The 24,695-nt window shown below is 65.3% G+C and carries 24 protein-coding genes; 10 read left to right on the top strand and 14 right to left on the bottom strand.

All coding sequences use genetic code 11. The features are described from left to right. Positions 1-77 precede the first annotated feature (77 nt). From ligA to ACNA7R_RS11720, 4 genes are all read right to left on the bottom strand, one after another. Complete coding sequence (gene ligA / locus ACNA7R_RS11735; RefSeq protein ID WP_416283749.1) at positions 78-2,168, bottom strand: NAD-dependent DNA ligase LigA; 2,091 nt, start codon at positions 2,166-2,168, stop codon at positions 78-80. A gap of 80 nt (positions 2,169-2,248) precedes the next feature. Next, on the bottom strand, positions 2,249-2,641 hold the full coding sequence (locus ACNA7R_RS11730; protein ID WP_416283748.1) for a 2Fe-2S iron-sulfur cluster-binding protein: 393 nt from the start codon (positions 2,639-2,641) through the stop codon (positions 2,249-2,251). Further along, on the bottom strand, positions 2,638-4,041 hold the full coding sequence (locus tag ACNA7R_RS11725) for a selenium-binding protein SBP56-related protein (RefSeq protein WP_416283747.1): 1,404 nt from the start codon (positions 4,039-4,041) through the stop codon (positions 2,638-2,640). Before ACNA7R_RS11725 ends, ACNA7R_RS11730 begins: the two co-directional genes overlap by 4 nt. 49 nt (positions 4,042-4,090) lie before the next feature. Beyond that, a complete protein-coding gene (locus ACNA7R_RS11720) occupies positions 4,091-4,456 on the bottom strand; it encodes a 2Fe-2S iron-sulfur cluster-binding protein (protein WP_416283746.1) in 366 nt (121 codons plus the stop codon). Positions 4,457-4,641: 185 nt separating this feature from the next. Here ACNA7R_RS11720 and rio1 point away from each other — a divergent pair, with 185 nt between their 5' ends. From rio1 to ACNA7R_RS11705, 3 genes are all read left to right on the top strand, one after another. Continuing rightward, the gene (gene rio1 / locus ACNA7R_RS11715; protein ID WP_416283745.1) at positions 4,642-5,511 is read left to right on the top strand and encodes a serine/threonine-protein kinase Rio1; all 870 of its coding nucleotides are present in this window, start codon (positions 4,642-4,644) and stop codon (positions 5,509-5,511) included. A 63-nt stretch (positions 5,512-5,574) separates the two neighbouring features. Continuing rightward, a complete protein-coding gene (locus ACNA7R_RS11710) occupies positions 5,575-6,093 on the top strand; it encodes a metallophosphoesterase (RefSeq protein ID WP_416283744.1) in 519 nt (172 codons plus the stop codon). A 46-nt stretch (positions 6,094-6,139) separates the two neighbouring features. Beyond that, positions 6,140-6,667: a hypothetical protein gene (locus ACNA7R_RS11705; RefSeq protein ID WP_416283743.1), complete on the top strand. Its 528-nt coding sequence runs from the start codon at positions 6,140-6,142 to the stop codon at positions 6,665-6,667. 19 nt (positions 6,668-6,686) lie between these two features. On the opposite strand, the gene ACNA7R_RS11700 is transcribed toward ACNA7R_RS11705, so the two are convergent. Next, the gene (locus ACNA7R_RS11700) at positions 6,687-7,448 is read right to left on the bottom strand and encodes a proteasome assembly chaperone family protein (protein ID WP_416283742.1); all 762 of its coding nucleotides are present in this window, start codon (positions 7,446-7,448) and stop codon (positions 6,687-6,689) included. 87 nt (positions 7,449-7,535) lie between these two features. Here ACNA7R_RS11700 and ACNA7R_RS11695 point away from each other — a divergent pair, with 87 nt between their 5' ends. The 3 genes from ACNA7R_RS11695 (at position 7,536) to ACNA7R_RS11685 (ending at position 11,138) form a co-directional block, all read left to right on the top strand. Next, positions 7,536-8,093, top strand: a complete 558-nt coding sequence (locus ACNA7R_RS11695) for a KH domain-containing protein (RefSeq protein ID WP_416283741.1) — start codon at positions 7,536-7,538, stop codon at positions 8,091-8,093. Between the two features lie 177 nt (positions 8,094-8,270). Further along, complete coding sequence (gene thsA, locus ACNA7R_RS11690) at positions 8,271-9,932, top strand: thermosome subunit alpha (protein WP_416283750.1); 1,662 nt, start codon at positions 8,271-8,273, stop codon at positions 9,930-9,932. A gap of 213 nt (positions 9,933-10,145) precedes the next feature. Next, positions 10,146-11,138: an ornithine cyclodeaminase family protein gene (locus ACNA7R_RS11685; protein WP_416283740.1), complete on the top strand. Its 993-nt coding sequence runs from the start codon at positions 10,146-10,148 to the stop codon at positions 11,136-11,138. A gap of 34 nt (positions 11,139-11,172) precedes the next feature. On the opposite strand, the gene ACNA7R_RS11680 is transcribed toward ACNA7R_RS11685, so the two are convergent. From ACNA7R_RS11680 to ACNA7R_RS11650, 7 genes are all read right to left on the bottom strand, one after another. Further along, a complete protein-coding gene (locus ACNA7R_RS11680) occupies positions 11,173-11,943 on the bottom strand; it encodes a YqjF family protein (protein ID WP_416283739.1) in 771 nt (256 codons plus the stop codon). Between the two features lie 76 nt (positions 11,944-12,019). Continuing rightward, positions 12,020-14,692, bottom strand: a complete 2,673-nt coding sequence (leuS, locus tag ACNA7R_RS11675) for a leucine--tRNA ligase (RefSeq protein WP_416283738.1) — start codon at positions 14,690-14,692, stop codon at positions 12,020-12,022. Between the two features lie 141 nt (positions 14,693-14,833). Next, positions 14,834-15,253 carry an Hsp20/alpha crystallin family protein gene (locus ACNA7R_RS11670; protein WP_416283737.1) on the bottom strand — a complete coding sequence of 140 codons (420 nt, stop codon included), beginning with the start codon at positions 15,251-15,253 and terminating at the stop codon, positions 14,834-14,836. Between the two features lie 344 nt (positions 15,254-15,597). Continuing rightward, entirely contained in the window at positions 15,598-16,053 is a 456-nt protein-coding gene (locus ACNA7R_RS11665; RefSeq protein WP_416283736.1) for a peroxiredoxin, read from the bottom strand. A gap of 53 nt (positions 16,054-16,106) precedes the next feature. Further along, on the bottom strand, positions 16,107-16,976 hold the full coding sequence (locus tag ACNA7R_RS11660) for an ABC transporter permease subunit (protein ID WP_416283735.1): 870 nt from the start codon (positions 16,974-16,976) through the stop codon (positions 16,107-16,109). Then, complete coding sequence (locus tag ACNA7R_RS11655; RefSeq protein WP_416283734.1) at positions 16,973-17,902, bottom strand: ABC transporter ATP-binding protein; 930 nt, start codon at positions 17,900-17,902, stop codon at positions 16,973-16,975. Before ACNA7R_RS11655 ends, ACNA7R_RS11660 begins: the two co-directional genes overlap by 4 nt. Before the next feature lie 55 nt (positions 17,903-17,957). Further along, on the bottom strand, positions 17,958-18,827 hold the full coding sequence (locus ACNA7R_RS11650) for a lysostaphin resistance A-like protein (protein ID WP_416283733.1): 870 nt from the start codon (positions 18,825-18,827) through the stop codon (positions 17,958-17,960). 329 nt (positions 18,828-19,156) lie between these two features. Here ACNA7R_RS11650 and ACNA7R_RS11645 point away from each other — a divergent pair, with 329 nt between their 5' ends. Further along, positions 19,157-20,170: an ABC transporter ATP-binding protein gene (locus ACNA7R_RS11645; protein WP_416283732.1), complete on the top strand. Its 1,014-nt coding sequence runs from the start codon at positions 19,157-19,159 to the stop codon at positions 20,168-20,170. Further along, a complete protein-coding gene (locus ACNA7R_RS11640; protein ID WP_416283731.1) occupies positions 20,167-20,970 on the top strand; it encodes an ABC transporter in 804 nt (267 codons plus the stop codon). Before ACNA7R_RS11645 ends, ACNA7R_RS11640 begins: the two co-directional genes overlap by 4 nt. A gap of 32 nt (positions 20,971-21,002) precedes the next feature. Here the strand turns inward: ACNA7R_RS11640 and pheA are convergent, their stop codons facing one another. Next, positions 21,003-21,821, bottom strand: a complete 819-nt coding sequence (gene pheA / locus ACNA7R_RS11635; protein WP_416283730.1) for a prephenate dehydratase — start codon at positions 21,819-21,821, stop codon at positions 21,003-21,005. Positions 21,822-21,990: 169 nt separating this feature from the next. Then, positions 21,991-22,299 carry a non-histone chromosomal MC1 family protein gene (locus ACNA7R_RS11630; protein WP_278303015.1) on the bottom strand — a complete coding sequence of 103 codons (309 nt, stop codon included), beginning with the start codon at positions 22,297-22,299 and terminating at the stop codon, positions 21,991-21,993. A gap of 237 nt (positions 22,300-22,536) precedes the next feature. On the opposite strand from ACNA7R_RS11630, the gene ACNA7R_RS11625 reads away from it, so the two are divergent. Next, entirely contained in the window at positions 22,537-22,734 is a 198-nt protein-coding gene (locus ACNA7R_RS11625; protein WP_005555160.1) for a hypothetical protein, read from the top strand. A 250-nt stretch (positions 22,735-22,984) separates the two neighbouring features. Further along, positions 22,985-24,695, top strand: a 1,711-nt coding sequence (locus ACNA7R_RS11620; RefSeq protein ID WP_416283729.1) for a M14 family zinc carboxypeptidase, incomplete at its 3' end; no start/stop codon positions are given.

Below are 24,695 nucleotides of genomic sequence, written 5' to 3'. Positions count from 1 at the left end.
GGTGTATACCCTATACGTAACGCGAGTTTCACATGAAGATCTGAATAAAGAAATTATGCTACTACCTACTGGTAACGCTACCCGAGCTCGATTCCTCGCTCCGCCAACAACTCCCGAAACTCCCCCTCCTCGAGCACCGGAACGTCCTCGCTCTCGGCGTCGTCGAGCTTCGTCTGGCCCGGACTGTCGCCGATGACGAGGTAGTCCGTATTCCCCGAGACGCTGCCCGTCGCCGACCCGCCGTGGGCTTCGACGACTTCCTGGGCCTCGCCTCTGGTCACGTCCTCGAGCGAGCCCGTGAAGACGAACGTCAGCCCCTCGAGTTCGTCGCCGCCTGTTTCGAGTTCGGTCTCTTGCGGGGAGACGTGCTCGAGGACGGCGTCGACGGCCGCCGCGTTGGCCTCGCTGGCGAAGAAGTCGTGGATCTGCCCGGCGACGGTCTCGCCGACGTCGTCGACGCCCTCGAGGGACTGGGGGTCGTCCTCGGCGGCCTCTCGAACTGCACCGAAGGTGCCGAACTCGCGGGCCAGCTCGCGGGCGGTCGTCGGGCCGACGTGGGGGATGCCGAGTGCGGAGAGGAAGTCGGCGAGCGGGGGCGCTCTGGCCGAGTCGATCTCTGTGAGCAGGTTCTCGGCGCTCGTCTCGCCCCACCCCTCCAGCTCGACGAGCGCCTCGCGGTCGAGCTCGTAGAGGTCGGCGACGGACTCGAGCAGGCCGGCGTCGACGAGCTGGCGGACGCTTCGCTCGCCCAGCCCCTCGAGGTCGAGCCCGTCGTCGCTCGCGTAGTACTCGATAGATCGGCGAAGCTGGGCATCGCAGGCCAGCCCGCCCGTACAGAAGGCCATCGGCCCGTCGCGCTCGATTGCGCTTCCGCAGACTGGACAGTGATTGGGAAGTTCGTAGTGACTCCCGGGTTCGTTCTCCGCTCCTTTCTCAACGACCTCCTCGACGTACGGGATCACGTCGCCCGCCCGTTGCACGCGAACGGTGTCGCCGACGTCGACGTTCTTTTCGGCGATCTCCTCGGGATTGTGCAGGCTCGCCCGCGAGACGGTGACGCCGCCGACGTCGACGGGCTCGAGCAGGGCGACGGGGGTCACCCGCCCCGTCCGTCCGATCTGGACCGCCACGTCGGCGATCGGGGTCACCTCCGCGCGGGGCGGGAACTTGTAGGCGAACGCGTAGCGGTCGTGTCGGGCCGTCCGGCCCAGCTCCTCGCGGGCCTCGCGGTCGTCGACCTTGATCACGGTGCCGTCGATCTCGTACTCGAGGTCGTCGCGGGCCTCGAGCATCCGGTCTCGGTAGTCGATCGCGTCCTCGATGTCGTCGACGGTTTCGACGTGCTCGTTCACCCGCAGCCCCCACTCGGGGAAGCGCTCGAGCTCCTCGCGGTGGCTCTCGGCGAGCTCGCTGGTCTCGAGGACGTCGAAGTAGAAGACCTCGAGGGGGCGGTTGGCGACCACCGAGGGATCGAGCTGGCGGATCGTCCCCGCGGTCGCGTTCCGGGGGTTGGCGAACGGTTCCTCGCCGCGTTCGATCCGCTCGCGGTTGTGCGCCTGGAAGGCGTCTTTGGGCATATAGACTTCGCCCCGAACGGCGAGGAAGTCGGGGTGGTCGCCGTGCAGTTTCTGCGGAACGGAGCCGATCGTGCGGGCGTTCTTTGTCACGTCGTCGCCCTCGCGGCCGTCCCCGCGGGTGACCGCCCGCTCGAGTCGGCCGTCCTCGTAGACGAACTCCATCGAGACGCCGTCGAACTTGGGCTCGCAGACGTAGTCGACGTCGCCGACCTCCCGTCGCACGCGTGAGTCGAAGTCCCGCACGTCCTCCGACTCGCCGCTTTGCTCGATCGAGAGCATCGGCGCGACGTGCTCGACCGTCTCGAAGGCCTCGATCGGTTCGCCGCCGACGCCGCTGGTCGGGCTGTCGGGACTGGCGAGGTCGAAGGCGTCCTCGAGTTCCTGTAACCGGGCGAACAGCGCGTCGTAGGTTCGGTCGGCGACGAGCGGGTCGTTCTCGACGTAGTACCGTCGGTCGTGCTCGCGGACGGCCTCGCGGAGCAGTTGGACCTGTCGCTCCGCCTCCTCTTCCGAGAGCGCTTCGAGGCGCTCGAACTCGGTCGGGGGGTCCCGGAGATAGGGGTTGTCCGCGTTCTCGTCGGCGAGGGACATTCGTTGCTCGAGGGTTGCGTCGCGGCTCCGTTAACGTTACTGACTGCCGTCGCCGAGCGCGCTCGAGCGAACGACTCCCGTTACTTCCAGGGATTATCGACCAGCCCGCTTCGGGCTCGCGAGCCGACGGCGACCCGGCAGTCCGCCCGCGGAACGGCGATACACAGCAGGACGTAGCCGTCCTCGCGGTGGCGCGGCTTCAGCGCCCGCGGGTCGCGGCGGTACGCGAAGGCGTCGGCGACGTCGGGGTCGTCGGTCGCTTCGGCTGCCGACTCGTCGTCGCTCTCTCCCTCCACCCGGGCGACCTCGAGCACCCGACCCGCACAGGTGCCACAGGCCCCGGTTCGACAGCCGAAGGGAACCGCGCGGTCGGCCCGTTCGCTCGCCTCGAGGACCGTTTCCCCGGCCTCGACCTCGACCGTCCTACTGGAGCCGTCGGACTCTTCGAGGACGACCACGTGTGTCTCCGTCACTGCCAGACGTCGCTGGTGCAGTCGCCGTCGGGCCAGCGGATCTCGTGGGCGCGGGCCGGCCCCTTCGGGCACTCGCCCCAGTCGACCAGGAAGTCCTCGTCGAGCTCGAGGGTGCCGTTTCGGGGGTCGACGTCGGCCTTCAGCATCACCGACCCTTTCTCGGCCTCCTCGGGGTAGAACTGGTCGTCCCACGTCGAGAACAGCGAGGTCGTCCAGTACAGACGCTCGCCGTCGAGGCTGAGCTGGATCATCTGCGTGCCGGCCGCCAGTTCGCGACCCTGTACTTCTTGGACGTCGCCGAAGGTGCCCCCGACCGAAAGCGAGTCGGCCCGTCGCGGGTTCGCGGGGTCGGAGATGTCGTACATCCACAGTTCGCCGTGGAGCCAGTTTGACCCGAACAGGTAGCGGTCGTCCATCGAGATCAGGATGTCCGTCGTCAGCGGCGGGACGGACATCTCCCAGTCCTCGTGCTCGCGGGCCTCGAAGTCGATCGCCTTCTCGGCGCGGTACTCGCCGGCCTCGGTGTCGTACCAGAAGTGGAAGATGTTCGACGACAGCGCCGCCCCGACGAAGCCGTGGGTCGACTCGGGCGTGTGGAGAAAGCGGACCTCCAGTGGGATCTGCCCCTCTTCGCCCAGATCGATCGTCTGCTCGACGGTCCCGTTCTCCCAGTCCCAGAAGTGCAGCCGTCGGCCGTACTTCCCGTCCTCCACGTCCTCGAGGTCGAATCCCGGGTAGTAGGTCTTGGGTGCGGCCCACTCCGTCGAGATCATCACGTTCTGGCGGGGCTGGTACCAGTAGTCGTAGTTCATCTCGATCTCGCCCGGCGGCTCCCAGCGGCCCTCGATCTCGAAGTCGTGGTTAAGCTCGAGGAAGCCGCCCGGCAGTTCGCCGTCGGCGTCGCCGAGCATGCTGATGATGATCTTCCCGTCGGGGACGCAGTGGACGGTGTGGGGCGCCGAGAGGTCGTACTCGAAGACCTCCTCGGGCTCGATCACCTCGACCAGTTCGGGATTTCGACGGTTCTTCGTGTCGATCACGTGGATGCGGGAGGATCGCTGGCCGGGGACGATCAGATGTCGGCGCTCGAGGCCCTCGACGTGACACGACGACGAGCAGGCGTTCCATCCGAAGTGGTGGAGTTCGTCGCCCTTCTCGGGCATCTCGAGGCGGTCGACGATCTCGCAGTAGGTCTCGGAGTCGGGGTCGAGGTCGACGACGGCGACGAAGTCGGGCTCGTCGATGTCGGTTCCGGTGTAGAGGCTCATCACGTAGGCGAGTTCCTCGCGCTCGCCCTCCTCGAGGGCAGCCTGCGGTGTGGCGTAGCCCGGACCCTCGTGGCCGTGGTGTTCGTGATCGTGGCCCGGTTCGGCGTCGGTGGGATTGTCAGCATCACTCATGATTGGGCGTACCACGAACGTGGGGATAAAGCTGCCCGCGACCGAGGGACTATCCCCAGGGGCTGTCGCCGAGCTGGCTCCGAACCATCGGGCCGACCTCGATCCGACAGTCGGCATGGGGATGGGCGATACACAGCAGCGCGTAGCCATCGGCCCGATCGGACTCCTCGAGCGCCCGCGGCGGGCGCCGGTAGTCGACGGCGCTTGCGGCGTCGGGCTGCTCGTCGCTCTCGCCCCGGTTCCCCTCGACGGCGAGCACCCGCCCCACGCAGGCCGTACAGGTCCCCTTTCGACAGTCGTAGGGCAGCCGGATCCCCTCGCGCAGGGCCGCCTCGAGGACCGTTTCCTGAGGATCGACCGCCACCGTTTCGCTCCGGCCGTCGGGCCACTCGAGCGTGACGTCGTGGCCGCTCATCGCTCGCCCCTCGTCGGTCGCCCCTCGACTGATCGGTTCATGGAGAGCAGTACGCTTCGCGGGCTGAAAAGCGTAGAGCCGTACCGGCCGGATTCGTTGCAGTCGGCCCGACGGTGGAACCGAGTTTCGGCGACGATCCGCCGATACCCAGTCTTTACCCGCACCGACTCCGTAGACGCCGACAGATGGAACAGGGAACGGAGTACGGGCTGGTCGACCTCGAGGAGGTCGACACGCCAGGGGACGAGTGGGAGGAGATCGACGTCTCGGATACCGAGGCCGACCGGATCGCCCGCAAGCGCGACCGGGAGTTCGAGCAGTTCGAGGAGCGGATCAAGGACGCCGACCAGTTCAAGGTCGAGCAGTCGGTGTTCGACGACGCGACGCTGGCGGCGCTGTACAAACTCGTCCAGGACGGCTACGTCGAAGCCTTCGGGGGGCCGCTGTCGACCGGCAAGGAGGCGAACGTCTACCACGCCCTCGGCGACGACCGCGAGGTCGCCGTCAAGGTCTACCGCATCAACGCCTCGAACTTCCGGCAGATGCGCGACTACCTCGAGGGCGACCCGCGCTTCGAGGGGCTGGGCGGCAAGAAGAAAGACGTCGTGCTCGCCTGGACGAAAAAGGAGCTAGCGAACCTCCGGCGGGCGAAGAAAGCCGGCATCAGGGTGCCGGAACCGATCGCCACCGAGCGAAACGTCCTCGTGATGGAGTACATCGGCAACGAGGACGGCCGCGCGAAACGCCTCGGCGAGGTTCACATCGAGAACCCCGAAACGGCCTACGGCGTCATGCGCGAGTACATGCGCCGGCTCTACTCGGCGGGGATCGTCCACGGCGACCTGAGCGAGTACAACGTCGTCTTCCACGAGGGCCAGCTCGTCGTCATCGACCTCGGGCAGGCCGTCACCGTCCACCACCCCAACAGTCGGGACTTCCTCGAGCGCGACTGCGAGAACGTCGCGAACTTCTTCTCCCGGCAGGGCGTCGAGACCGACCCCGACGAACTGCTCGAGTTCGTCACGAACCCGGAGCCGGACCCGTCTCGAGACTGACCGCCAGCGTCGCCCGTCTCCGGTCCCCGAACGCCTTAGTTACTCGCCGACGGGCCTCCACGTATGAACATCGGGATCGTCTCCGACACCCACGACAACGTCGACGCGGCCGAGCGCGCAGCCGACGCTTTCGACGAGGAGGGCGTCGAGGTCGTCATCCACTGCGGCGACTTCGTCGCACCGCCCCTGCTCTCGGCGTTCGAGGGGTACGAACTCCACGGCGTGCTCGGGAACAACGACGGCGAAATCTCGGGCCTCGAGGCGACGTTCGACGCCCTCGGCGAGGGAAGCGAACTCCACGGCCGGTTCGCCGACCTCGAGTTCGGCGGGCTCTCCGTCGCGGTACTCCACGGGGAGTCGAAGGCAGAGGTCGAAGCGCTCGCCGCAGCCGAGGCGTACGACGTCGTCTGCTACGGCCACCACCACCGGCGCGAACACACTGAACTCGGCGAGACGACGCTGCTCAACCCGGGCGCCCACTTCCCGACGGTTCCCGACGAGCACCGAACCGTCGCCGTCGTCGACACCGAGACCGGATCGGTTCGGTTCCGGTCGGTCGCCGCCCCGTCCGACGACCGGTAACTGCGGGAGTCGCGGGCTATTTATCCGCAGTGACCGTTACACCGGTATGGGAAGAGACCGTCGCGATCGGACCCCCGGCCGGCGGACCCGTCCCGCCTACACGCGAAAGCGCCAGTCGTGGTACGGGTACGGAACGATAGCCAACCTGGAGAAGAGCCGCTTTGGCTGCTTTCTTCACGACGTGACGTCGATCTTCGGCGAGGTGTCGATTCTCGGACTCCCGATATTGTTGGTCGTCTCGGTGAGCGATTCGACCGCGAGCTACGGGGTGACGACGGCCGCGATCGTCGCCTGGCTGACGATGGTGCTGGTGGGCGCCCTCGTTCGTGGAGGATGGGTCCGGCCGCCGGGAACGGAAACCCTCGGCTGGCTCACGTTCTCCCCGGCGCTGATCGCCCTTCGATTCGTCCACTACAACACCGTCCTCGCCGTCGCTGCCTACGGCGGCGTCGCGGTCGCGACCGTCGTCGGCGTTCCGCTGCTGTCGGTCACCGTGGCGGTCGCCGTCGGGGTGGGATCGATGCTCGTGCTTCCGGCGATCGGGGAGTCGATCGCCCGTTCCCGTCGCCCGTAACCCGATCAGTCGCGTCTTCTCACATGAACATCCGGTCCATCGGCAAGTGGCGTTCCTCCGGGCTCCCGCTCTCCGCCTCGAGGGTCTCGATGCGATCGGCGAGTTCGTCGTAGTAGCGGTTCATCGACTCCGATCGCTCGCGGAGCTGTCGGTCGTCGACCTCGAGCCCGTACCCCTCGCGGAGGAACTCGAGGAACCGAACGGCGGCGTCGAAGTCCGGCCCCGGCGGATGAATCGGCGTGACGATCGTTCCGAGGGGTGGCAGCTCGCCGTCCAGGCTTCGGGTCGTGAACTCGGCCGGAACGCCGTCGAGGACGCCGCCGCGAAGCGGTGCGAACTCGGATTTATCGAGCCGTCGCTCCCGGTACTTGGGCGTCGCGACGAAGAAGACCGCGTGTTCGTCGGGCCCGTGGGGGAACGGGACGCCGTGGAGGAGGACGATCTCCTCGAGTTCGCTCGAGGCCACGAGGGTACCGACGGCGTCGGCGAGTGCCGGCCCGGCCCACACCGGGACGACGACCTCGCTGACGAGCACGCAGAGATCGTGATCGGTCGCCGCGTAGAGGCGTATCGGCCACCTGGGCGTCCCGTCCTCGAAGGGGGTGACCGTCGGCAGGTTTCGGGAACGGACGTGACCGACCTGCTCGAACTCGAGTTGGGTGAGCAGATGATCCGTCGCGGTGAGCCCCGCGAGCCCGAAATTCGAGAGGCCGACGAGGAGCGTTCCCTCGAGCGATCGGTCGTCCGAAACGGCGATCTCGTACCGCGGTTCGGTCGCCATGCTGGGGGTACGCCGAAACGGCGTATAGTCGTTGCACCGTCGATAGCGGACCAAGGTCTTAACGTCGCTGAGCGAATACTGGAGGGCATGAAGCACGTGAAGATTCCGCAGGACCGCATCGGCGTCCTCATCGGCGAGGGCGGCGAGACGATGCGCGAGATCGAGGCGGCAGCGGAGGTCCGCCTGGACATCGACTCGGAGAACGGCTCCGTCGCCGTCGAAACCGTCGGCGATCCCGTTCGCGGACTCAAGGGACCTGAAATCGTTCGCGCGATCGGTCGCGGCTTTCCGCCCGAGGAGGCGCTGCAGCTGCTCGAGGACGACATGATGCAGCTCGATATTGTCGACATCGACGCCGCCGCACGCAATAAAAACGACATGAAACGCAAGAAGGGCCGGCTCATCGGCGAGGACGGCCGCACCCGTGAACTCATGGAGGAGCTCTCGGGGGCCGACGTCGTCATCTACGGTTCGACGCTCGGCGCGATCGGCACCCCGCCGGAGGTCGACGCCGTCCGTACGGCCGCCGAGATGCTGCTCGACGGGGCGCCCCACGGAACGGTGTACTCGTTCCTCGAGGAGCGCCACAACGAGATGAAACACCAGGGGATGCAGTACCACCGCTACTCCGGTGGCGAATCCTGATCGCTCGCGGCTCGGTCGGAACGCGTTTTCCTCGCGCTTCTTCCATATAAATAGCACAGCGAGAGCCGTCTCCGAATCCCCGTACTGAACCGTTGTGTGAGGGATTGTACCATCCAATAACGAAGCTTTTATATAGAATAGCAATCAATCCATCGGATGACTATGGCACAACAGCAGATGGGCAACCAGCCCCTTATTGTACTCTCGGAGGACAGCCAGCGAACGTCCGGCAAGGACGCCCAGTCGATGAACGTCCAGGCCGGCAAGGCCGTCGCCGAGTCGGTACGGACCACGCTCGGTCCGAAAGGGATGGACAAGATGCTCGTCGACTCCTCGGGCAACGTCATCGTCACGAACGACGGCGTGACGCTGCTCTCGGAGATGGAGATCGACCACCCCGCGGCCGACATGATCGTCGAAGTCGCCGAGACCCAGGAGGACGAGGTCGGCGACGGCACCACGAGCGCCGTCGTCGTCGCCGGTGAGCTCCTGAGCCAGGCCGAGGACCTCCTCGACCAGGACATCCACGCGACCACCCTCGCCCAGGGGTACCGCCAGGCCGCCGAGGAGGCCACCGAAGCACTCGAGGAGATCGCTGTCGACGTCGACGAGGACGACGAGGAGATCCTCCACCAGATCGCTGCGACGGCGATGACCGGCAAGGGCGCCGAGAGCGCCCGCGACCTGCTCGCGGAACTCGTCGTCAACGCCGTCCAGTCGGTCGCCGACGACGACGAGGTCGACACGGACAACATCAAAGTCGAGAAGGTCGTCGGCGGCTCGATCGAGAACTCCGAGCTCGTCGAGGGCGTCATCGTCGACAAGGAGCGCGTCTCCGAGAACATGCCGTACTTCGCCGAGGACGCCAACGTCGCGATCGTCGACGGCGACCTCGAGATCAAGGAAACCGAGATCGACGCCGAGGTCAACGTCACCGACCCCGACCAGCTCGAGCAGTTCCTCGAGCAGGAGGAGAAACAGCTCCAGGAGATGGCCCAGAAGGTCGCCGACGCCGGCGCCGACGTCGTCTTCGTCGACGGCGGCATCGACGACATGGCCCAGCACTACCTGGCCCAGGAGGGAATCATCGCCGTCCGTCGCGTCAAGTCCAGCGACCAGAACCAGCTGGCCCGCGCGACCGGCGCCACGCCCGTCACCAGCGTCGACGACCTGACCGAGGACGACCTCGGCTTCGCCGGCAGCGTCGCCCAGAAGGAGATCGCCGGCGACCAGCGCATCTTCGTCGAGGACGTCGACGACGCCAAGGCCGTCACCCTGATCCTCCGGGGCGGCACCGAGCACGTCATCGACGAGGTCGACCGCGCCATCGAGGACTCCCTCGGTGTCGTGCGAACGACCCTCGAGGACGGCAAAGTCCTCGCGGGCGGCGGCGCCCCGGAGGTCGAGCTCTCGCTGGCTCTGCGCGACTACGCCGACTCCGTCGGCGGGCGCGAGCAGCTCGCCGTCGAGGCGTTCGCGGACGCCCTCGAAGTCATCCCGCGCACCCTCGCTGAGAACGCCGGCCTCGACCCCATCGACTCGCTGGTCGAGCTCCGCGCGGCCCACGACGGCGGCAACGAGGCTGCCGGACTGGACGCCTTCACGGGCGACACGATCGACATGGGCGAGGAAGGCGTCTACGAGCCGCTTCGCGTGAAGACCCAGGCGATCGAGTCGGCCACCGAGGCCGCGGTCATGCTGCTGCGCATCGACGACGTCATCGCCGCGGGCGACCTCGCGGTCGCCGACGACGACGACGACGAGGAGATGCCGCCGGGCGGCGGCGGTATGGGCGGCGGCATGGGCGGCATGGGCGGCGGTATGGGCGGCATGATGTAGGCGAGGTTCGACGAACCTCAAATACACGAGCGGGCAGGGCGCGACCCGCGAGATGTAAACCCGGCCCGCTTACCCACCCTGCCGTTCGACCGAAGCAACGCACCGTTCGATCGATTCGTCGGCCCGAACTCGAGTTCTTTTGCCAGTTCACTCGAGGAGGACGCCGTCCGTCAGTTAGCACCACTTAAGTAGCAGCCCGCAATATTCGCCGATATGCAGACGCTTCTCCTGGACAGCGACGACGTCGACGAGCACGCGCGGATGGCGGACGTCATCAGCGCGGTTGAAGACGCCTTCGGCGCCTACGAACGCGGCGACGCACAGATGCCCGCCAAGTCCTACATCGACCTCCCGCAGTACAACGGCGACTTCCGGTCGATGCCCGCCTACCTCGACGCGGGCGAGTGGGACGCCGCGGGCGTCAAGTGGGTCAACGTCCACCCCGACAATCCCACCGACCACGACCTGCCGACCGTCCTGGGAACGATGATCTACTCCGATCCCGAGACCGCCTACCCGCTCGCGATCATGGACGGCACGGCGCTGACGATGAAACGCACCGGCGCGGCGGCGGCCGTCGCGACCGATTATCTCGCCGTTCCCGACGCCACGTCGATGGGGATCGTCGGCGCGGGCGTCCAGTCGTACACCCAGCTCGAGGCGATCAGCGAGATCCGCCCGATCGAGGAGGTCGTCGTCAGCGACCTCGACGACGAGCGCGTCCAGCGGTTCATCGACGCCTACGACGACGAGTTCGACGTCCGCGCGGGCTCGATCTCCGAGGCGGGTCACTGCGACGTCCTCTCGACGGTGACGCCGGTCCGGGATCCCGTCGTCGGCCTCGAGGACGTCGGCGATCACACCCACGTCAACGCCATCGGCGCCGACGCCGAGGGGAAACACGAGCTGACCGACGAGCTGCTGCTCGAGTCGACGATCGTCATCGACGATCACAAGCAGTGTACCCACTCCGGCGAGGTCAACGTGCCCTACAACGAGGGAACGCTCACGGACGACGACATCTACGGCGAGATCGGCGAACTCGTCGTCGGCCAGAAGGCGGCCCGCACCGACGACACCGGCGTCACGGTCTTCGACTCGACCGGGCTCGCGATCCAGGACGTCGCGGCGGCCCGCGTCGTCTACGAGGACGCCCGCGAACACGAGGCCGGCTTCGACTTCGGACTGATCCACACCGATACGTAGCGACGCCGGTACCGGGGCAGCCCGAACCCGCTCCTCATTCTTCGTCCGGGAGCCGACGCAGGATCGATCCCCTGATCGGGAGCCGATCGCAGTAGTGAACGGTGGGGTCGTCGGTCGGCGACGGAAGCCCGTTGGCCGCGAACATCGTGTTCTCGCGGATCGTCGCCTCGGCCGGCTGGAGCGGCCACGGATCGTGGGCGATCTCGCCCGCCATCACGCCGTCGCCCGACGGTGCGTAGAAGCGCCGTCGCTCGGTGAGCCAGTAGGCGAGCGAATCGGTTCGGGGAACTGAGACGTCGCCGGTAGGGCGGTACGACGCCACGAACCGGGCCGGATCGCCCGTCTTCGACCGACGGCGCTCGCTCGAGAACTCGATTCGATCCCCGTCGTCCTCGAGGGACATCCGGGCGGTGTAAACCGGAAGTCGGGTCGCGCGACCGATCGGTTCGCCGACCGCCGGGTTGTCGACGTCGACGCTGAAAAAATAGAGGGCGGGGTCGCCACGGTGTCGCACGTACGTGCGAACGTTGAGTTCGGTAATGCTGAACCTCGCGAGCGAGGGCGTCCCTCGCAGTCCGGCGTCGGCGAGGACGAACGGCAACACGCTCAGCCAGGCCCGTCCGTCCCGAGTCTCGAGGGTGAGCTGGTCGGGAACGTGGGGTCGGAGCGCCTCGGGATCGATCGGCCAGTGGACGAACAGCCCCTTCCGCCACGTCATCGCGGCGACGTAGGGTGCCTTCGGGCTCGAGACGCCGGAAACTGGCCACCGTGCGGGGTCCGACTGCGCTCTGCCGTCGTGTCTCATTCGGTGTCTCCACTACCCACGGGCGCGGAAATAAAAGAACAGCCTGCCCGTTCCACGCTCGCCGGCGTGGTCGCGGTCAGTTCTCGGCGCCGTCCTCGATCTCGATCGCCGGCCGTCCGGGTTCGGCGTTTTTCAGGACGGTCTCGTCGACCTCTTCGGCGCGACGAACGGCAACCGGGGCCTCGAACTCCCGCTCGAGCAGCCACGCGGCCGACTCGAGGGCCTCGTGTTCCTCGTCGGGCTCGAGGGTCGTCGACAGCGCCTCGCGCTCGGCCTGCAGGTCCTGGCCGTAGTCGGCCGCGGCGTCGCCCTGCTCGCGGATGTGCGACTCCTGCATCAGCTCGCCGATCAGGTTCGGGGCGTCGCTCTCGATCGCGATCTCTAAGGCGTCGTACTTCCAGTCGGGCGCGACGACGACGTCGATCGCCTGGGGGTCCTCGATGCCGGCGACGTCGACGATGTCCCGGACGTCCTCGCGGGTGTTCTCGACCAGCTGGCGGCGCTTCCGGACGTGATTGCGGTCGACCTCGGCGGTCGGCCACTCGGCCTCGGCGACGAACCCCTCGTAGCCCAGTTCGTCGTACAGCTCCTCGGCGATGTGGGGTGCGACGGGCGCCAGCAGCCGGACGACCGCCGACAGTCCTCGCTCGTAGGTGTCGGCGTGGGGTTCGGCGTAGTCCGCGTACTGCCGGAGCGTCCGCACCAGGTCCTGGACCTCCCGAAGCGCCCGGTTGAACGTCAGCTCGTCGTACTTCTCGGTCGCGATGGCGACCGTCGCGTCGATCTCGCCGTCGACGTAGCTCGCGACGGCGTCGTCCTCCCCGTCCGGCTCGTTCGCTGTGTAGTCCTCGACCATCCTCTGCAGGCGCGTCAGGAAGGCGTACGTCGAGCGCACGCCCTCCTCGCTCCAGTCGAAGTCGCGCTCGGGCTGGGCGGCCTGCATCATGAACAGGCGGGCGGTGTCGGCGCCGTACTCCTCGACGATCCGCTGGGGCGAGACGACGTTCCCCTTCGATTTCGACATCTTCTCGCCCTCGAGCTGAACCATCCCCTGGGCGAGCAGGTTCGTGAAGGGCTCGCGGTGTTCGAGACCCTCGTGGTCGGCCAGCACCTTCGTAAAGAATCGCGAGTACAGCAGGTGCATCACGGCGTGTTCGATCCCGCCGACGTACTGGTCGACGGGCATCCAGTCGTTGGCCCGCTCGAGGTCGAAGGGGGCCTCCTCGAGATCCGGCGAGACGTACCGCAGGAAGTACCACGAGGAGTCGACGAAGGTGTCCATCGTGTCGGTCTCGCGGGTGGCGGCCCCGCCGCAGTCGGGACAGGTCGTCTCCTTCCACTCCTCGGCCGCGTCCAGCGGGTTGCCGGTGGTGTTGATGAACTCCGGCAACTCGACGGGAAGCTCCTCCTCGGGGAGGACGACCGATCCACAGCCGTCGTGACAGTGGACGACCGGGATCGGCGTCCCCCAGTAGCGCTGCCGGGAGATCCCCCAGTCCCGCAGCTGGTACTGGGTGGTCCACTCGGCGGTGTCGATATCGTCGGTCAGCCGTTCGCGGGCGACGTCGCTCTCGAGGCCGGAGTACTCCCCGGAGTTGACGAGCACGCCGTCCTCGGTGTAGGCCTCCTCGCCGACGTCGGGCGCTTCGGGAACGGTTTCGCCGTCCCAGTCGTCGGGTTCGGGGGCGACGACGGGAACGATCTCCTCGTCCATCTTCGTCGCGAAGGCGTGGTCGCGCTCGTCGTGGCCCGGCACCGCCATCAGCGCGCCCGTCCCGACGTCGGAGAGGACGAAGTCGGCGACGTAGACGGGGATCTCCTCACCGGTGACGGGATTCGTGGCGGTCAGATCGGTCTCGATGCCGTTGGGCTCGTCACCTTCCGGATCCGCCTCGTGGCGGACGAACTGGTGGATCTCGTCGTCCGATTCGGCCAACTCCTCGCTGATCGGGTGGTCCGGCGCGAGCGCGAAGAACGTCGCGCCGTGGATGGTGTCGACGCGGGTCGTAAAGGCTTCGACGGTGCCGTGGCCTTCCACCGAGAACTCGAGTTCGGTCCCCTCCTGGCGCCCGATCCAGTTGCGCTGCATCTGACGCACCGAGTTGGGCCACCCCTCGAGGTCGTCGATGTCCTCGAGCAGTTCGTCGGCGTACTCGGTGATCTTCAGGAACCACTGCTCGAGTTCGCGCTCCTCGACCGGCGTATCGCAGCGCCAGCAGAGTTCGGCCTCGCCCTCGACCTGCTCGTCGGCCAGGACGGTCTCGCACTCGGGACACCAGTTGACCTCGGCGTCCCGTCGGTCGACCAGCCCCTCCTCGTGGAACCGGGCGAAGAGCCACTGGTTCCACCTGTAGTAGTCGGGCGTGCAGGTGGCGATCTCGCGGTCCCAGTCGTAGCCGAAGCCCATCGACTCCATCTGGCCGCGCATCGTCTCGATGCAGTCGAACGTCCAGTCTCGCGGGTTGGTGTCGCGCTCCTTGGCCGCGTTCTCGGCGGGGAGGCCGAACGCGTCCCACCCCATCGGGTGGAGCACGTCGTCGCCCTGCAGCCGCCGGAATCGGGCGTAGGCGTCCGTGATCGTGTAGTTTCGGACGTGGCCCATGTGGAGTTTCCCCGACGGGTAGGGGTACATCCCGAGGACGTACGTCGGATCCTCGACGTCGTCGGACGTCCGGTAGACGTCCGCCTCGTCCCACGCCTCCTGCCAGCGTCGTTCGACCGCCGCGTGGTCGTATCCCGCGTCGCTCATCTGTTTATATACGTGTGGTAGCGTCGTCGTCGTATAGCTTTCTATACGGTCGGCGGACCGTCCCTCGAGGTGGCGAATTCTGAAAAAGGTCTTCGAGCGCGTTTCGTCTCCGCCCTCGAGCGCAGAACGGGCCGAGGACGACTATTCGATGTCGATCGCTCTCGAATCGTCGCCGCCCTCGACTTTCGGCAGTCGGACCGTCAGAACGCCGTTCTCGAAGCTCGCCGACACCGACTCCTCCTCGACCGGCTCCGGAAGACGGATCCGGCGGTTGACCGACGTTCGGGTTCGCTCGCGTCGGATGTACCGTTCGGAGGCGTGCTCGAGTTCGTCGGCGCGCTCGGCCTCGAGGCGCAGCGTCCCCTCGGCGAGAGTGAGTTCGATATCGTCGGTGTCGTAGCCGGGCAGGTCGGCCGTGACGACGTACTCCTCGGCCCTGTCGGCGACGTCGACCGGTACCGAGCCCGGCACCTGAAGCCCGCCGCTGCCCATCCCGCCTTCGACCTGCTTGCTGACGCGGTCGAGCATCTCCTCGATCTCCTCGAACGGGTTTCGTCGCATACCTCGGCGTAGGTGCTCGACAGGGATAAATTCTGCTCGAAACGGAGTTCGAAAAGGACCACGCGAACAGGTGGCTCGGCTCCTCCGTTTTCTTTGCTCCGATCTCGAGGAGGCGTGGTCCGTATCGTCGTGCTCGGCTCTCGACACGCGATACGCCGTCTGGCTGATCACCGGACTTGCTATCGTCCAGCGACGTCAGTGCGTTCAACGTTCGAGTTTATAAATACTGTGCTTGGTATACTCACGCACTCTCCGTCGTCGATCCGCCGAGGTTCGTCGCGTTCCCTCGAGACGGCTACAGTGGTCGCTCTCGGAGCCGAAGTGGAACGGATCGGGAGAAACGACTACTCGGGGAGGGTTACGCGCCCGTCCTCGAGCGCGTCGAGCAGGACCTGTCGGGCGTGGCCGTCCGGGTCGATGTCCTCGTAGGCGGCCTTGACCTCGCCGTCGCCGATGAAAAACGTCGTCCGCGCGGTCGCGCCGTTTCGAACCTCCACGTCGAACGCCTCGGCGAGTTCGGCGTCGGGATCCGCCAGCAGGTCGAACTCGAGACCCTCCGACTCGCAGAAGGACTGGTGGGAGTCGACGTCGTCCGTCGAGACGCCGTAGACGTCGACGCCCGCCTCGTGGTAGGTCTCGAGTTCGCGCTGGAACTGGGTCGCCTCGGTCGTACAGCCGGGCGTCTCGTCGCGCGGGTAAAAGTAGAGGACCGTGGGGTGGTCGAACTCGAGGACGACCTCCTCGCCGTCCTGGTTGCGCGCGGTGACGGTCGGTGCGTCGTCGCCTGCGATGAGTGCCATACCCCCAATACGGCGGGTGGGTGAAAAACGATTTGGACAGCGACCCGCGGAAGCTACGAGAGGTCGGCGTCGCGGAAGCGGAGGTAGCCGACCGCGAGCGGGAGGACGATCCACGCGAGGAGGACGGCGACCAGAAACAGCGGTTCGTGGACGAGCGCCTCGGTCGTTCCCGTCGGAGTCTGGTCAGTCTGGGTCGCACTGACTCCATCCTCCGTCGCCGTGATCGCGATCTGGCTCGCCTCAGGCAGGAACACGTCTCCACTCGTACTCATCGCGGTGAGGGGATTGAGGTGATCGACGACGGCGATCCACGTCGGCGGGTCGGCGCTCGGAAGGCTCCGAGTGACCGCGTAGTAGAGCCCGTCGACGACGTACGACCAGAGAACGGTCGCGAGGAGGTATCCTCCGATGGCGACGCTGATCGCTCGAGTTCTCGTCCCGGCGACGGCCGAAATCCCGACCGCGATCGAGACGATCGCCGCTACTGAGAGGAGGACGAACAGCACGTACGCCCCGATCGGGACGAGCGGTGGGAGTCCGACCGCCACCGCAATCATCCCGATCGCAGCCAGAAACCCGCCCAGGACGGCGACCGCGAGGACGGCCGTCCGGCCGACGAACTTCCCCAATAGGACGTCCAGTCGGGAGTGGGGAAGTCCGAGCAGGAACTTCACATTGCCCGTCTCGCGCTCGCCGACGATCGCCTGATACCCGACCAGGAGACCGAGTATCGGCAAAACGACCTCCGTCGCCGGACCCTCGAGAAAGCGCGCCGCGAGTTCGGGATCCGGATCCTCGACGACCGCCAGCACGATCCCCTGTGCCAGGACGATAAACCCGAGAAAGATCGCGGTGGCGACCCACAGCGCTCTCGAGCGAACCGCATCGGCGACGTCCTTGCGCGCGATGTCAACGACCGTCATCGGCTCGCCTCCGCGACGCCTTGCTCGAACAGCGACTCGAGCGACCGTTCTTCGGCGACGAAATCCTCGATCGTGGCGTGTGCCTCGATCGCTCGGAAGACGTCGGCTTTCGCGGCCCCACTCGAGAGCGAGATGGAGAGAGAAGGTGCTTCGGGGCCGCTATCGGTAACCGCACACCCTGTGACCGATTCGACCGATTCAACGGCGGTCAGAAGTTCTTGGAAAACGGCGTTGGTCTCGACCTCGAGTTTGACTGCAGCGCCGGCTTTAGACTTGAGTTCCTCGAGATCCCCGCTCATCCGGAGTTCACCGTCGACGAGAATCCCGATGCGATCGCTGACTTCCTCGACCTGCTCGAGAACGTGGCTCGAGAAGAAGACAGCCGCACCGCGATCCCGCTCCTCGACGACGATTTCCCTGAGAAGTCGAATCCCGGCCGGATCGAGTCCGCTCGAGGGTTCGTCGAGTACGAGCAGCTCGGGCTCGCCGACTAGTGCCAACGCTATTCGCAGTCGCTGTTTCATCCCCGTCGAGTACTCGCCCACCGGTCGCTGAACTGCAGTTGTCTCGAGTTCGACGCGGTCGGCCAGCGCGTCCGGATCGTCGCTCGCTCCCATCGAATCGATAGCGAAGCGGAGATGCTTTCGTCCCGAGAGCCGATCATACAGCTGATATTGCTCCGGTAACACGCCGATTCGGCGTTTGATCTCGGCGGATTCCTTCCGGACGTCTCTGCCGAGGACTCGAGCAGTCCCATCGGTCGGGTGTACGTACGATAGCAACATCGCGATCGTCGTCGACTTACCGGCACCGTTCGGGCCGAGAAACCCGTACACCTCGCCGGCCTCTACCTCGAGATCGATCTTCGAGACGACGGTCTGCGATCCATACTGCTTCGTCAGGTCGTTCGTCCGTATTGCACTCATCGGCTTTTCACTAGCTACCCTATAGTACTTATTTGTGAAAGTTATTATTATCGGATTATTCTTTGAGAGAATTTAGACGATAACCGAGTAGTACGGTGACCGATGCGACTACCAGTACGAGTAGCACGAACGGAGATACGGTAGCGGTCGCCCAGTTTCCACCGAACAGGAAACTGGCTTCGGCGTACTCGTAGCTAATTATCGCCCGTTCCGGCTGCGTTTCGGTGGGCTCGATCGAGACCACCTGGGTGTGAAACACGGTGTTCCAGACAGCGTGAAGTACGACCGCGTTCCAGACGCTTTCGGTGTAGTAGGTGACGAGCGCGTACAGCAGCCCCGCTGAGGTTGTGACCAGCACGTAGAGTTCCGACGCGCCGGTGCCCGCGACCTTGCCGTTATGCAGCAATCCGAACAGTATCGACGTCAACACGATCGCTGCCGGCCATCCCCAGTTGTGGCCTATAAACGAGAGCAGATACCCGCGAAACACGATCTCCTCCGTTGTCGCGGCGAGCAGTCCCAACAGCACCGCACTGAGCAGTACTCTCGAGAGAAACCGCCTGTCGCTGACGTGTGCCTCGAGCGTCCCCGACAAGCCTACGACGCTACCGACCGTGACGGCTCCGACGAGGACGACGGCAACCCCCGCCCACCGAAGGATCGATCGGCTGGGGACCGTAATAAACAGCGCTTCGCGTGGGATTCCGACGAGCCCTGGAACGAGGAGATAGACGATCAGTGCGACCGGGATGCCGATCAGTGCCCCCTCCGCTTCCGGAAGGAGCCAGGGAATCGAAAGGAGGCTGTTTGCGACGATGTGGGAACCGATCAGTACTGTAAACATGACTGCGAGCAGAATCAATGACAGGGTCGCGACTCTCCACTCCTCGACGGCTTCGACGGGACTGTTGCGATCCGGGCTCATAGGTTCGGTATTCTCTTGGTCGGTCTCTGGGGATCAACCGCCCTTTCGACTCGATTCGGCAGCCTCTCGTTACGGCCAAAACGGGTTGGTGATAGGGCTGTTCCTCTGGGCGTCGCGTTCAGAAGGATCCGATTTCGATACTGAGACTGCCGCTCAGCGTATCGCCATCGTATCCCGCGCTGATATATTGTAGCATGGGTATATCACCCGAGTCTGAATGGGCTCGCTTTCGCTTATAAACTTGAAAGAGAACGTGGTACCGAGAGTACGTCCTCGTCACAGATGTCTGCGAGAGTATATGTACGATCACGAGGCCTACGCTTCGCTGTATGACCGAGAACAATGATCCGACGACACGGCCGATCATCTCCGTCGAGAATCTAGTCGTGGCGTACGAACGAAGCGAAGAGACGGTTCGTGCAGTCGACGGTGTCGATCTGCAGATCGAACCGGGAACGATCGTCGGACTGATCGGACCGAACGGTGCCGGAAAGACGACGTTGCTCAAGACGTTACTCGGGTTAGTCTCTCCGACGGGAGGACGTGTTCGAGTCGACGGAACCGACGTTGCGGAGCATCCGCATCGCGCTCACGCGACGATGGCTGCGGTACTCGAGGGCGCCCGAAGCACGTACTGGCGGCTGACGGTCCGGGAGAACCTCGAGTTTTTCAGCCGGATGAACGCTGCGGGACGCGGTGACGAGCGCGAGCGCATCCACGCGGCTATCGACCGATTGAACCTCACCGATCTCTCGGAAAAAGTAGTCAACGACCTCTCTCGTGGACAGAAACAGCGAGTCTCGATTGCCACAGCGCTGGTCCAGAACGTCGACGTGCTGTTTCTCGACGAACCGACGCTCGGACTCGACACCGAGGCGTCCCTCGAGCTCCAGGCGCTGCTCGTCGAACTCACGGAGCAACGGGGGATGACGATCGTACTTTCGAGCCACGATCTTGACGCGATCGAGTCGGTCTGTGATCGAGGGATCGTCCTCGACGGCGGCCACATCGTGGCGGACGACGACGTCGAAAATTTGGTCGACGTCTTCCGAACGGAAGTGTACGAACTGGTCGTCGAAGGAGCGCTGCCGTCGGCAGCGCGAAGCGAGATTGACCGGACGTACGAACTCGTTTCCTGTACTGAACGTCGGGATCGAACGACGCTGGAAGTCGCCGTTCCGGACGCTGGCCGCATCCACGAGCTAACCGGGACGGTCGTGGCACACGGGTCGCAGATCGAATCGGTACGGACTCTCGAGGGAAGCCTCGAAACCGTCCTCGACTCGCTCGCGTTCGATCGGTCACGGGCCGAGGATCGCCGTTCACTTCGAAGCACGCTATGAGTGGTAGCGATCCAAGGACGCTGTCAGCACTCACCTCGGCGCTATCGGCGCTGGTACGACGGGACCTGCTCATCATGCGACGGTATCCGCTGAACACCGCTGGCGCGGTACTGGGTCTGTACGCGCTGTTCCTTCTCGTCTACGTCGGCGGGCGCTCGCTCGTCGGCCCGAGTTTCGGCGAGACGCTCGGTGCGCTGATCGTCGGCTTCTTCCTGTTCGTCATGGCGAACGCCTCCTACCAGTCGCTCGCGGGACTGTTCGCGACCGAGGCGAAGTGGGGAACCCTCGAACAGCTGTACCTTTCGCCGATCGGCTTCGGTCGCATCGCGGTGTTGCTGTCGCTCAGTTCGCTGTTAGTAACCTTCTCGGTTGGATTCGCGATGCTCGCGTTGATGCTCCTGACGACGGGGGAGTCGATCTCGCTCGACCTCCTCAGTATCGTTCCGATCGTCGTCCTCACGCTTCTGTCGACGATCGGGCTCGGGCTGCTGTTCGGCGGTGCCACGGTCCGCTACAAGAACGTTAGCGCGATCTTTGGTCTCGTCAAGTTCGCGCTCGTCGCCTGTATCGCCCTCGGCCCCGCTTCAGCGGAGTTCGTCGTGCTGAAGCTACTCCCGCTCACGCAGGGGAGTTACCTGCTGCAACGGGTAATGAACGAAGGGATCCGTCTCTGGGAACTCGAGCCCGTCGAACTCTCGGTGCTCGTGCTCGTGGGGATTACGTACTTCGTTCTCGGCTACGTTCTCTTCCGGTCCTGTACCGACCGCGCTCGAGCAGCCGGAGTGATGGGCCACTACTGATTCTCGCCGGCTGCGCTGCGGGCACCCCTCACTCACTCGACGACGTGCTCGAGGTCGTACGACCCGAGCCGTCGCACCCAGCCCTTCTCGGCTAACTCCTCGATGTCCTCGAGCGCCTCGATCGTCCGGGACTCGTACAGCCCCGCCTCGACGTCGATGTGGAAGACGTAGTCGCCGAGTCGCTGGCCGCTGGGGCGTGACTCGACCCGCGAGAGGTTGATGTCCCGCTCGGCGAAGGGCTCGAGCAACTCGAGCAGGAGTCCGGGGTAGTTCGCGTTCGGGTAGACGACGAACGTCGACTTCCCGCCGCCGGTCGAGCGCTCGTCGGCGGGCGCGAGCGCGAAAAAGCGCGTCGCGTTCGAGTCCTGGTCCTGGATGTCCTCGGCGAGCACCTCGAGTCCGTTCTCGATGTCGGCGTTCGCGGGGTGGCCGATCCCCGCGATCGAGGGGTCGTCGCGGGCGAACTCGACGCCCTGGGCGGTGCTGGCGACGGCCTCGAGGGTCGCGTCGGGGTACTCGCGCTCGAGGTAGGAGCGACACTGCGCGAGCGCCTGGGAGTGGCTGGCGATCATGTCGAACTCCGGGCCCTGGGCGAGCAGGGCGTGGCGGATCGGGGTGACGATCTCGCGGACGATCGCGACGTCGTACTCCGCGACGGCGTCGAGACTCTCCGTGACGCTGCCCTCGATGCTGTTCTCGATGGGGACGATTCCGCGGTCGTACTCCCCGGTCGCGACGGCCTCGACGATCGAGGTGACCGACTGCCGGAAGCCGATCTCGTCGTCGTCGGCGATCGCGCTCGCTGCCCGGTGCGAGTAGGTCCCTTCGGGACCGAGCGTGACTGTACGCATTACCTCGGTCTTTGCCGGACCGCGCCAAAAACGCGTCGGAGCAGTCGGACGCGTTCGGCCCGGCCGATCGTTCGACTCGCCTCGAGGTCGGAGCCCGATTCGCGACCGAACGTTCGACTCGCGGCTCGGGACGGCGTCGTTCTCCGCAAAACAATCGATTCTCGGACGGCTACTCCTCGAGGTGGTCGATTCCCTTCTTGGCGACGTTCGCTTCCGTGATCTCGTCGGGCATCCAGTCGGGTTTGTCGTCGGGAGCCGTCTCCTCCCACGCCCAACCGTCGTAGATGTGAACCTTGTCGGTGCCTTTCTCCCGCAGTCGGAGTTCGACGCGATCGGCCGCGTCCTCGCTCGAGCCGGGCTCGAGTCGGCGGGCCGCCTTGAGCGCGGCCTGGCGCGGCGTGTTTCCCGAGAAGACGCTCGTCTCGTCGCCGCCCGATTCTCGCAGTGCGAAGTTTCGCTTTCCGTCCTCACGTACCATAGTTTTAGCCTCCATGTCAGTTCTGCACACGATCAGACATAAAGATATCCCCCAAAATCGACGGACTGCGCCACTATCTTTAAGTGATCCCGTCGGATCGGTTCGGTCACTGTTCCGTCCGAGGCGGCGCCACGGTGTGATCGTGTAGCGTGATTCGAACCCGAAACGAGGTCATTCGCTGTGTCGTAGAAAACACTTAAGTATATCCTACGGCGAAGTGCGACCTAGAATCCCGCGATGGTCCGGAAAAAGAAGTTGAGTCCAAGCGGTGCGAAAGACGAAGACGGCAACTACCACAACGTCCATCTGAACCTCCACGAGGACGAACTCGCAGTCGCGGGTATGGATATCGGCGACGAAGTTTTCGTTCGCGTCCGGGACGGGAAGATCATCATCCAGAAGGCCAACGAAGAAGAGGTAGAACACGAGTTCTAGCCCGCCGTCTCTCTTTTCGAACGGATGGACACGTACTACGGGTGCCCCCGGTGTGATAGAGACCCGTCCCACGCTTTCCTGAAGCGACGGCATCGTTGAGCCGGTCGAGAGTCGAGCGAATACTGTGCGAACTTGAATACGTGGGTCTCCAGCACGTAAAGATATTTGTCCCAGATGTTTTCGCTATTTTCTAATCTTATATATCATCTATCCCTGTTAATTGCTCTCGAGGTAATACTCACGAGAGCTAATGACACGGAATCCAGACATTATCGAACCGAGCGACGCCGACGATCGTCTGCCGAGCAACCCCTTCGAGGATGCGGATATCGACCGCCGAACGTTCCTCAGCCTCTCCGCAGCAACCGGAGCTGCGCTCGCGGTACCGGGAGCGGCGAGCGCGGACGTAACCGGCGACCCGATGACCGACGAGTACGCGTTCGTCGTCAACCACACGCCCGACGACTACGAGGCGGCGACCGTCATCGAATTCACCGACGCAGCGTCGCTCGAGGCCTTCGCCGAGGAGTTCGAGAAGGAACCCGATTCGGATCTCGAGCGTGCGCCGAAGGCGGTCACTCGCGAGTCGCCGACCCCCGCCGCACACGCCCACCTCACGGCCGACGAGGTCGAGGACGTCCTCGACCTCGAGGGAGTCGAACGGATGGATTTCTCACCCGGCGCGAACCCCTGGTGGAAACTCGAGGCCCCTTACGAGGACGGCATATTCCCGCCGGTCGAGGAAGCCAGAAACTACCTCTCCTACGAGGAGACCGCGCGGGCGCTCGAGCACCTCGAGGCGCAACACGAGGACCGAGTCCGCGTCGAGACGATCGGCCAGTCGCCGGGCTGGGAGAACCTGTACACCGACGAGGTCGATCCGCGGGACATCTACGTCGCCGAGGTCACGAACGACGTCGGCGACGACGCCTCCTTCGCCGAGAAGGAGAAGGTCGTCTACTCGCTGAACATCCACGGCGACGAACGCGCCGGGACCGAGGCCGGCTCTCGGCTGCTCGAGGAGATCGCCGCGGGCGAGGCCGAGGCGTTCGAGCCGCTGCTCGACGACGTCGTCTTGCTGTTCCTGTTTACGAATCCCGACGGCTGGGTCTCGCGAAAACCCCAGACCCACATCCCGTGGGTTGAGGACCACGACACCAACTTCCAGCGCGGCAACGCGAGTATCGTCGACGGGTCGGCGATCGACACCAATCGCCAGTATCCGACGATCGGCTGGACGGACCCGAGCTTTTGGCCCGCCGAACCCGAGAATACGCCCGACGTCCGACCCGGGTACGAGGACGATGATCTCGGGTACGCGGACGTCGTTCCGGACTCGCTGGCGATCGTCGAGCACTTCCGCGGGTACGACAACGTCGAGTTCCTCTGTGACTACCACGGGATGTACACCGCCGACCACATGGTGTTCAACCTCGAGACGAACGCCCCGTTCGACCACGACGGCACGCACGACCTGGACGAGGTCAACATCCGTATCGGCGAAGGGATGGAAGCCGAGTGGGGCGGCGTCGATGCGATCGCCGACGATATCGCGACCGCCGGCGAGGAGAGGTACGGCGCCCCCTCGGTCCCGAACGGTGACAGCTACGGCGGCCTGTTCGACTGGGGAACGATCTACGATTCGCTGTCATACCAGATCACCGGCGGATTCCTCTGCTGGGCCGGCCAACCGGAGAAGTTCGGCGGGCTCGGCGCGGTCACGGTTGCACCCGAGGTAATCCTCTCGAACCACTACACCGACGCCCAGAAGGAGTGGAAACCCTACTGGGTCCGCCACTACGAGGAAGCCTATCGAATCTCGATACGGGAGTACGCCGAGATGGCGGCCCGCGAGACGAACGCGACCGTCGCCACCGGCGGCCAGGACACAGCCTACGTCACGACCGACGCGTTGACGCGCACGTCGGCCGACCTTCCCCACACCGACGAGGGACCCGGCC

Origin of the sequence: Natronococcus sp. (assembly GCF_047921035.1) — an archaeon.
Lineage (GTDB): Archaea > Halobacteriota > Halobacteria > Halobacteriales > Natrialbaceae > Natronococcus.
Note: the sequence above shows the minus strand (reverse complement) of the source record. Positions and strands in the feature narration are given on the sequence as shown.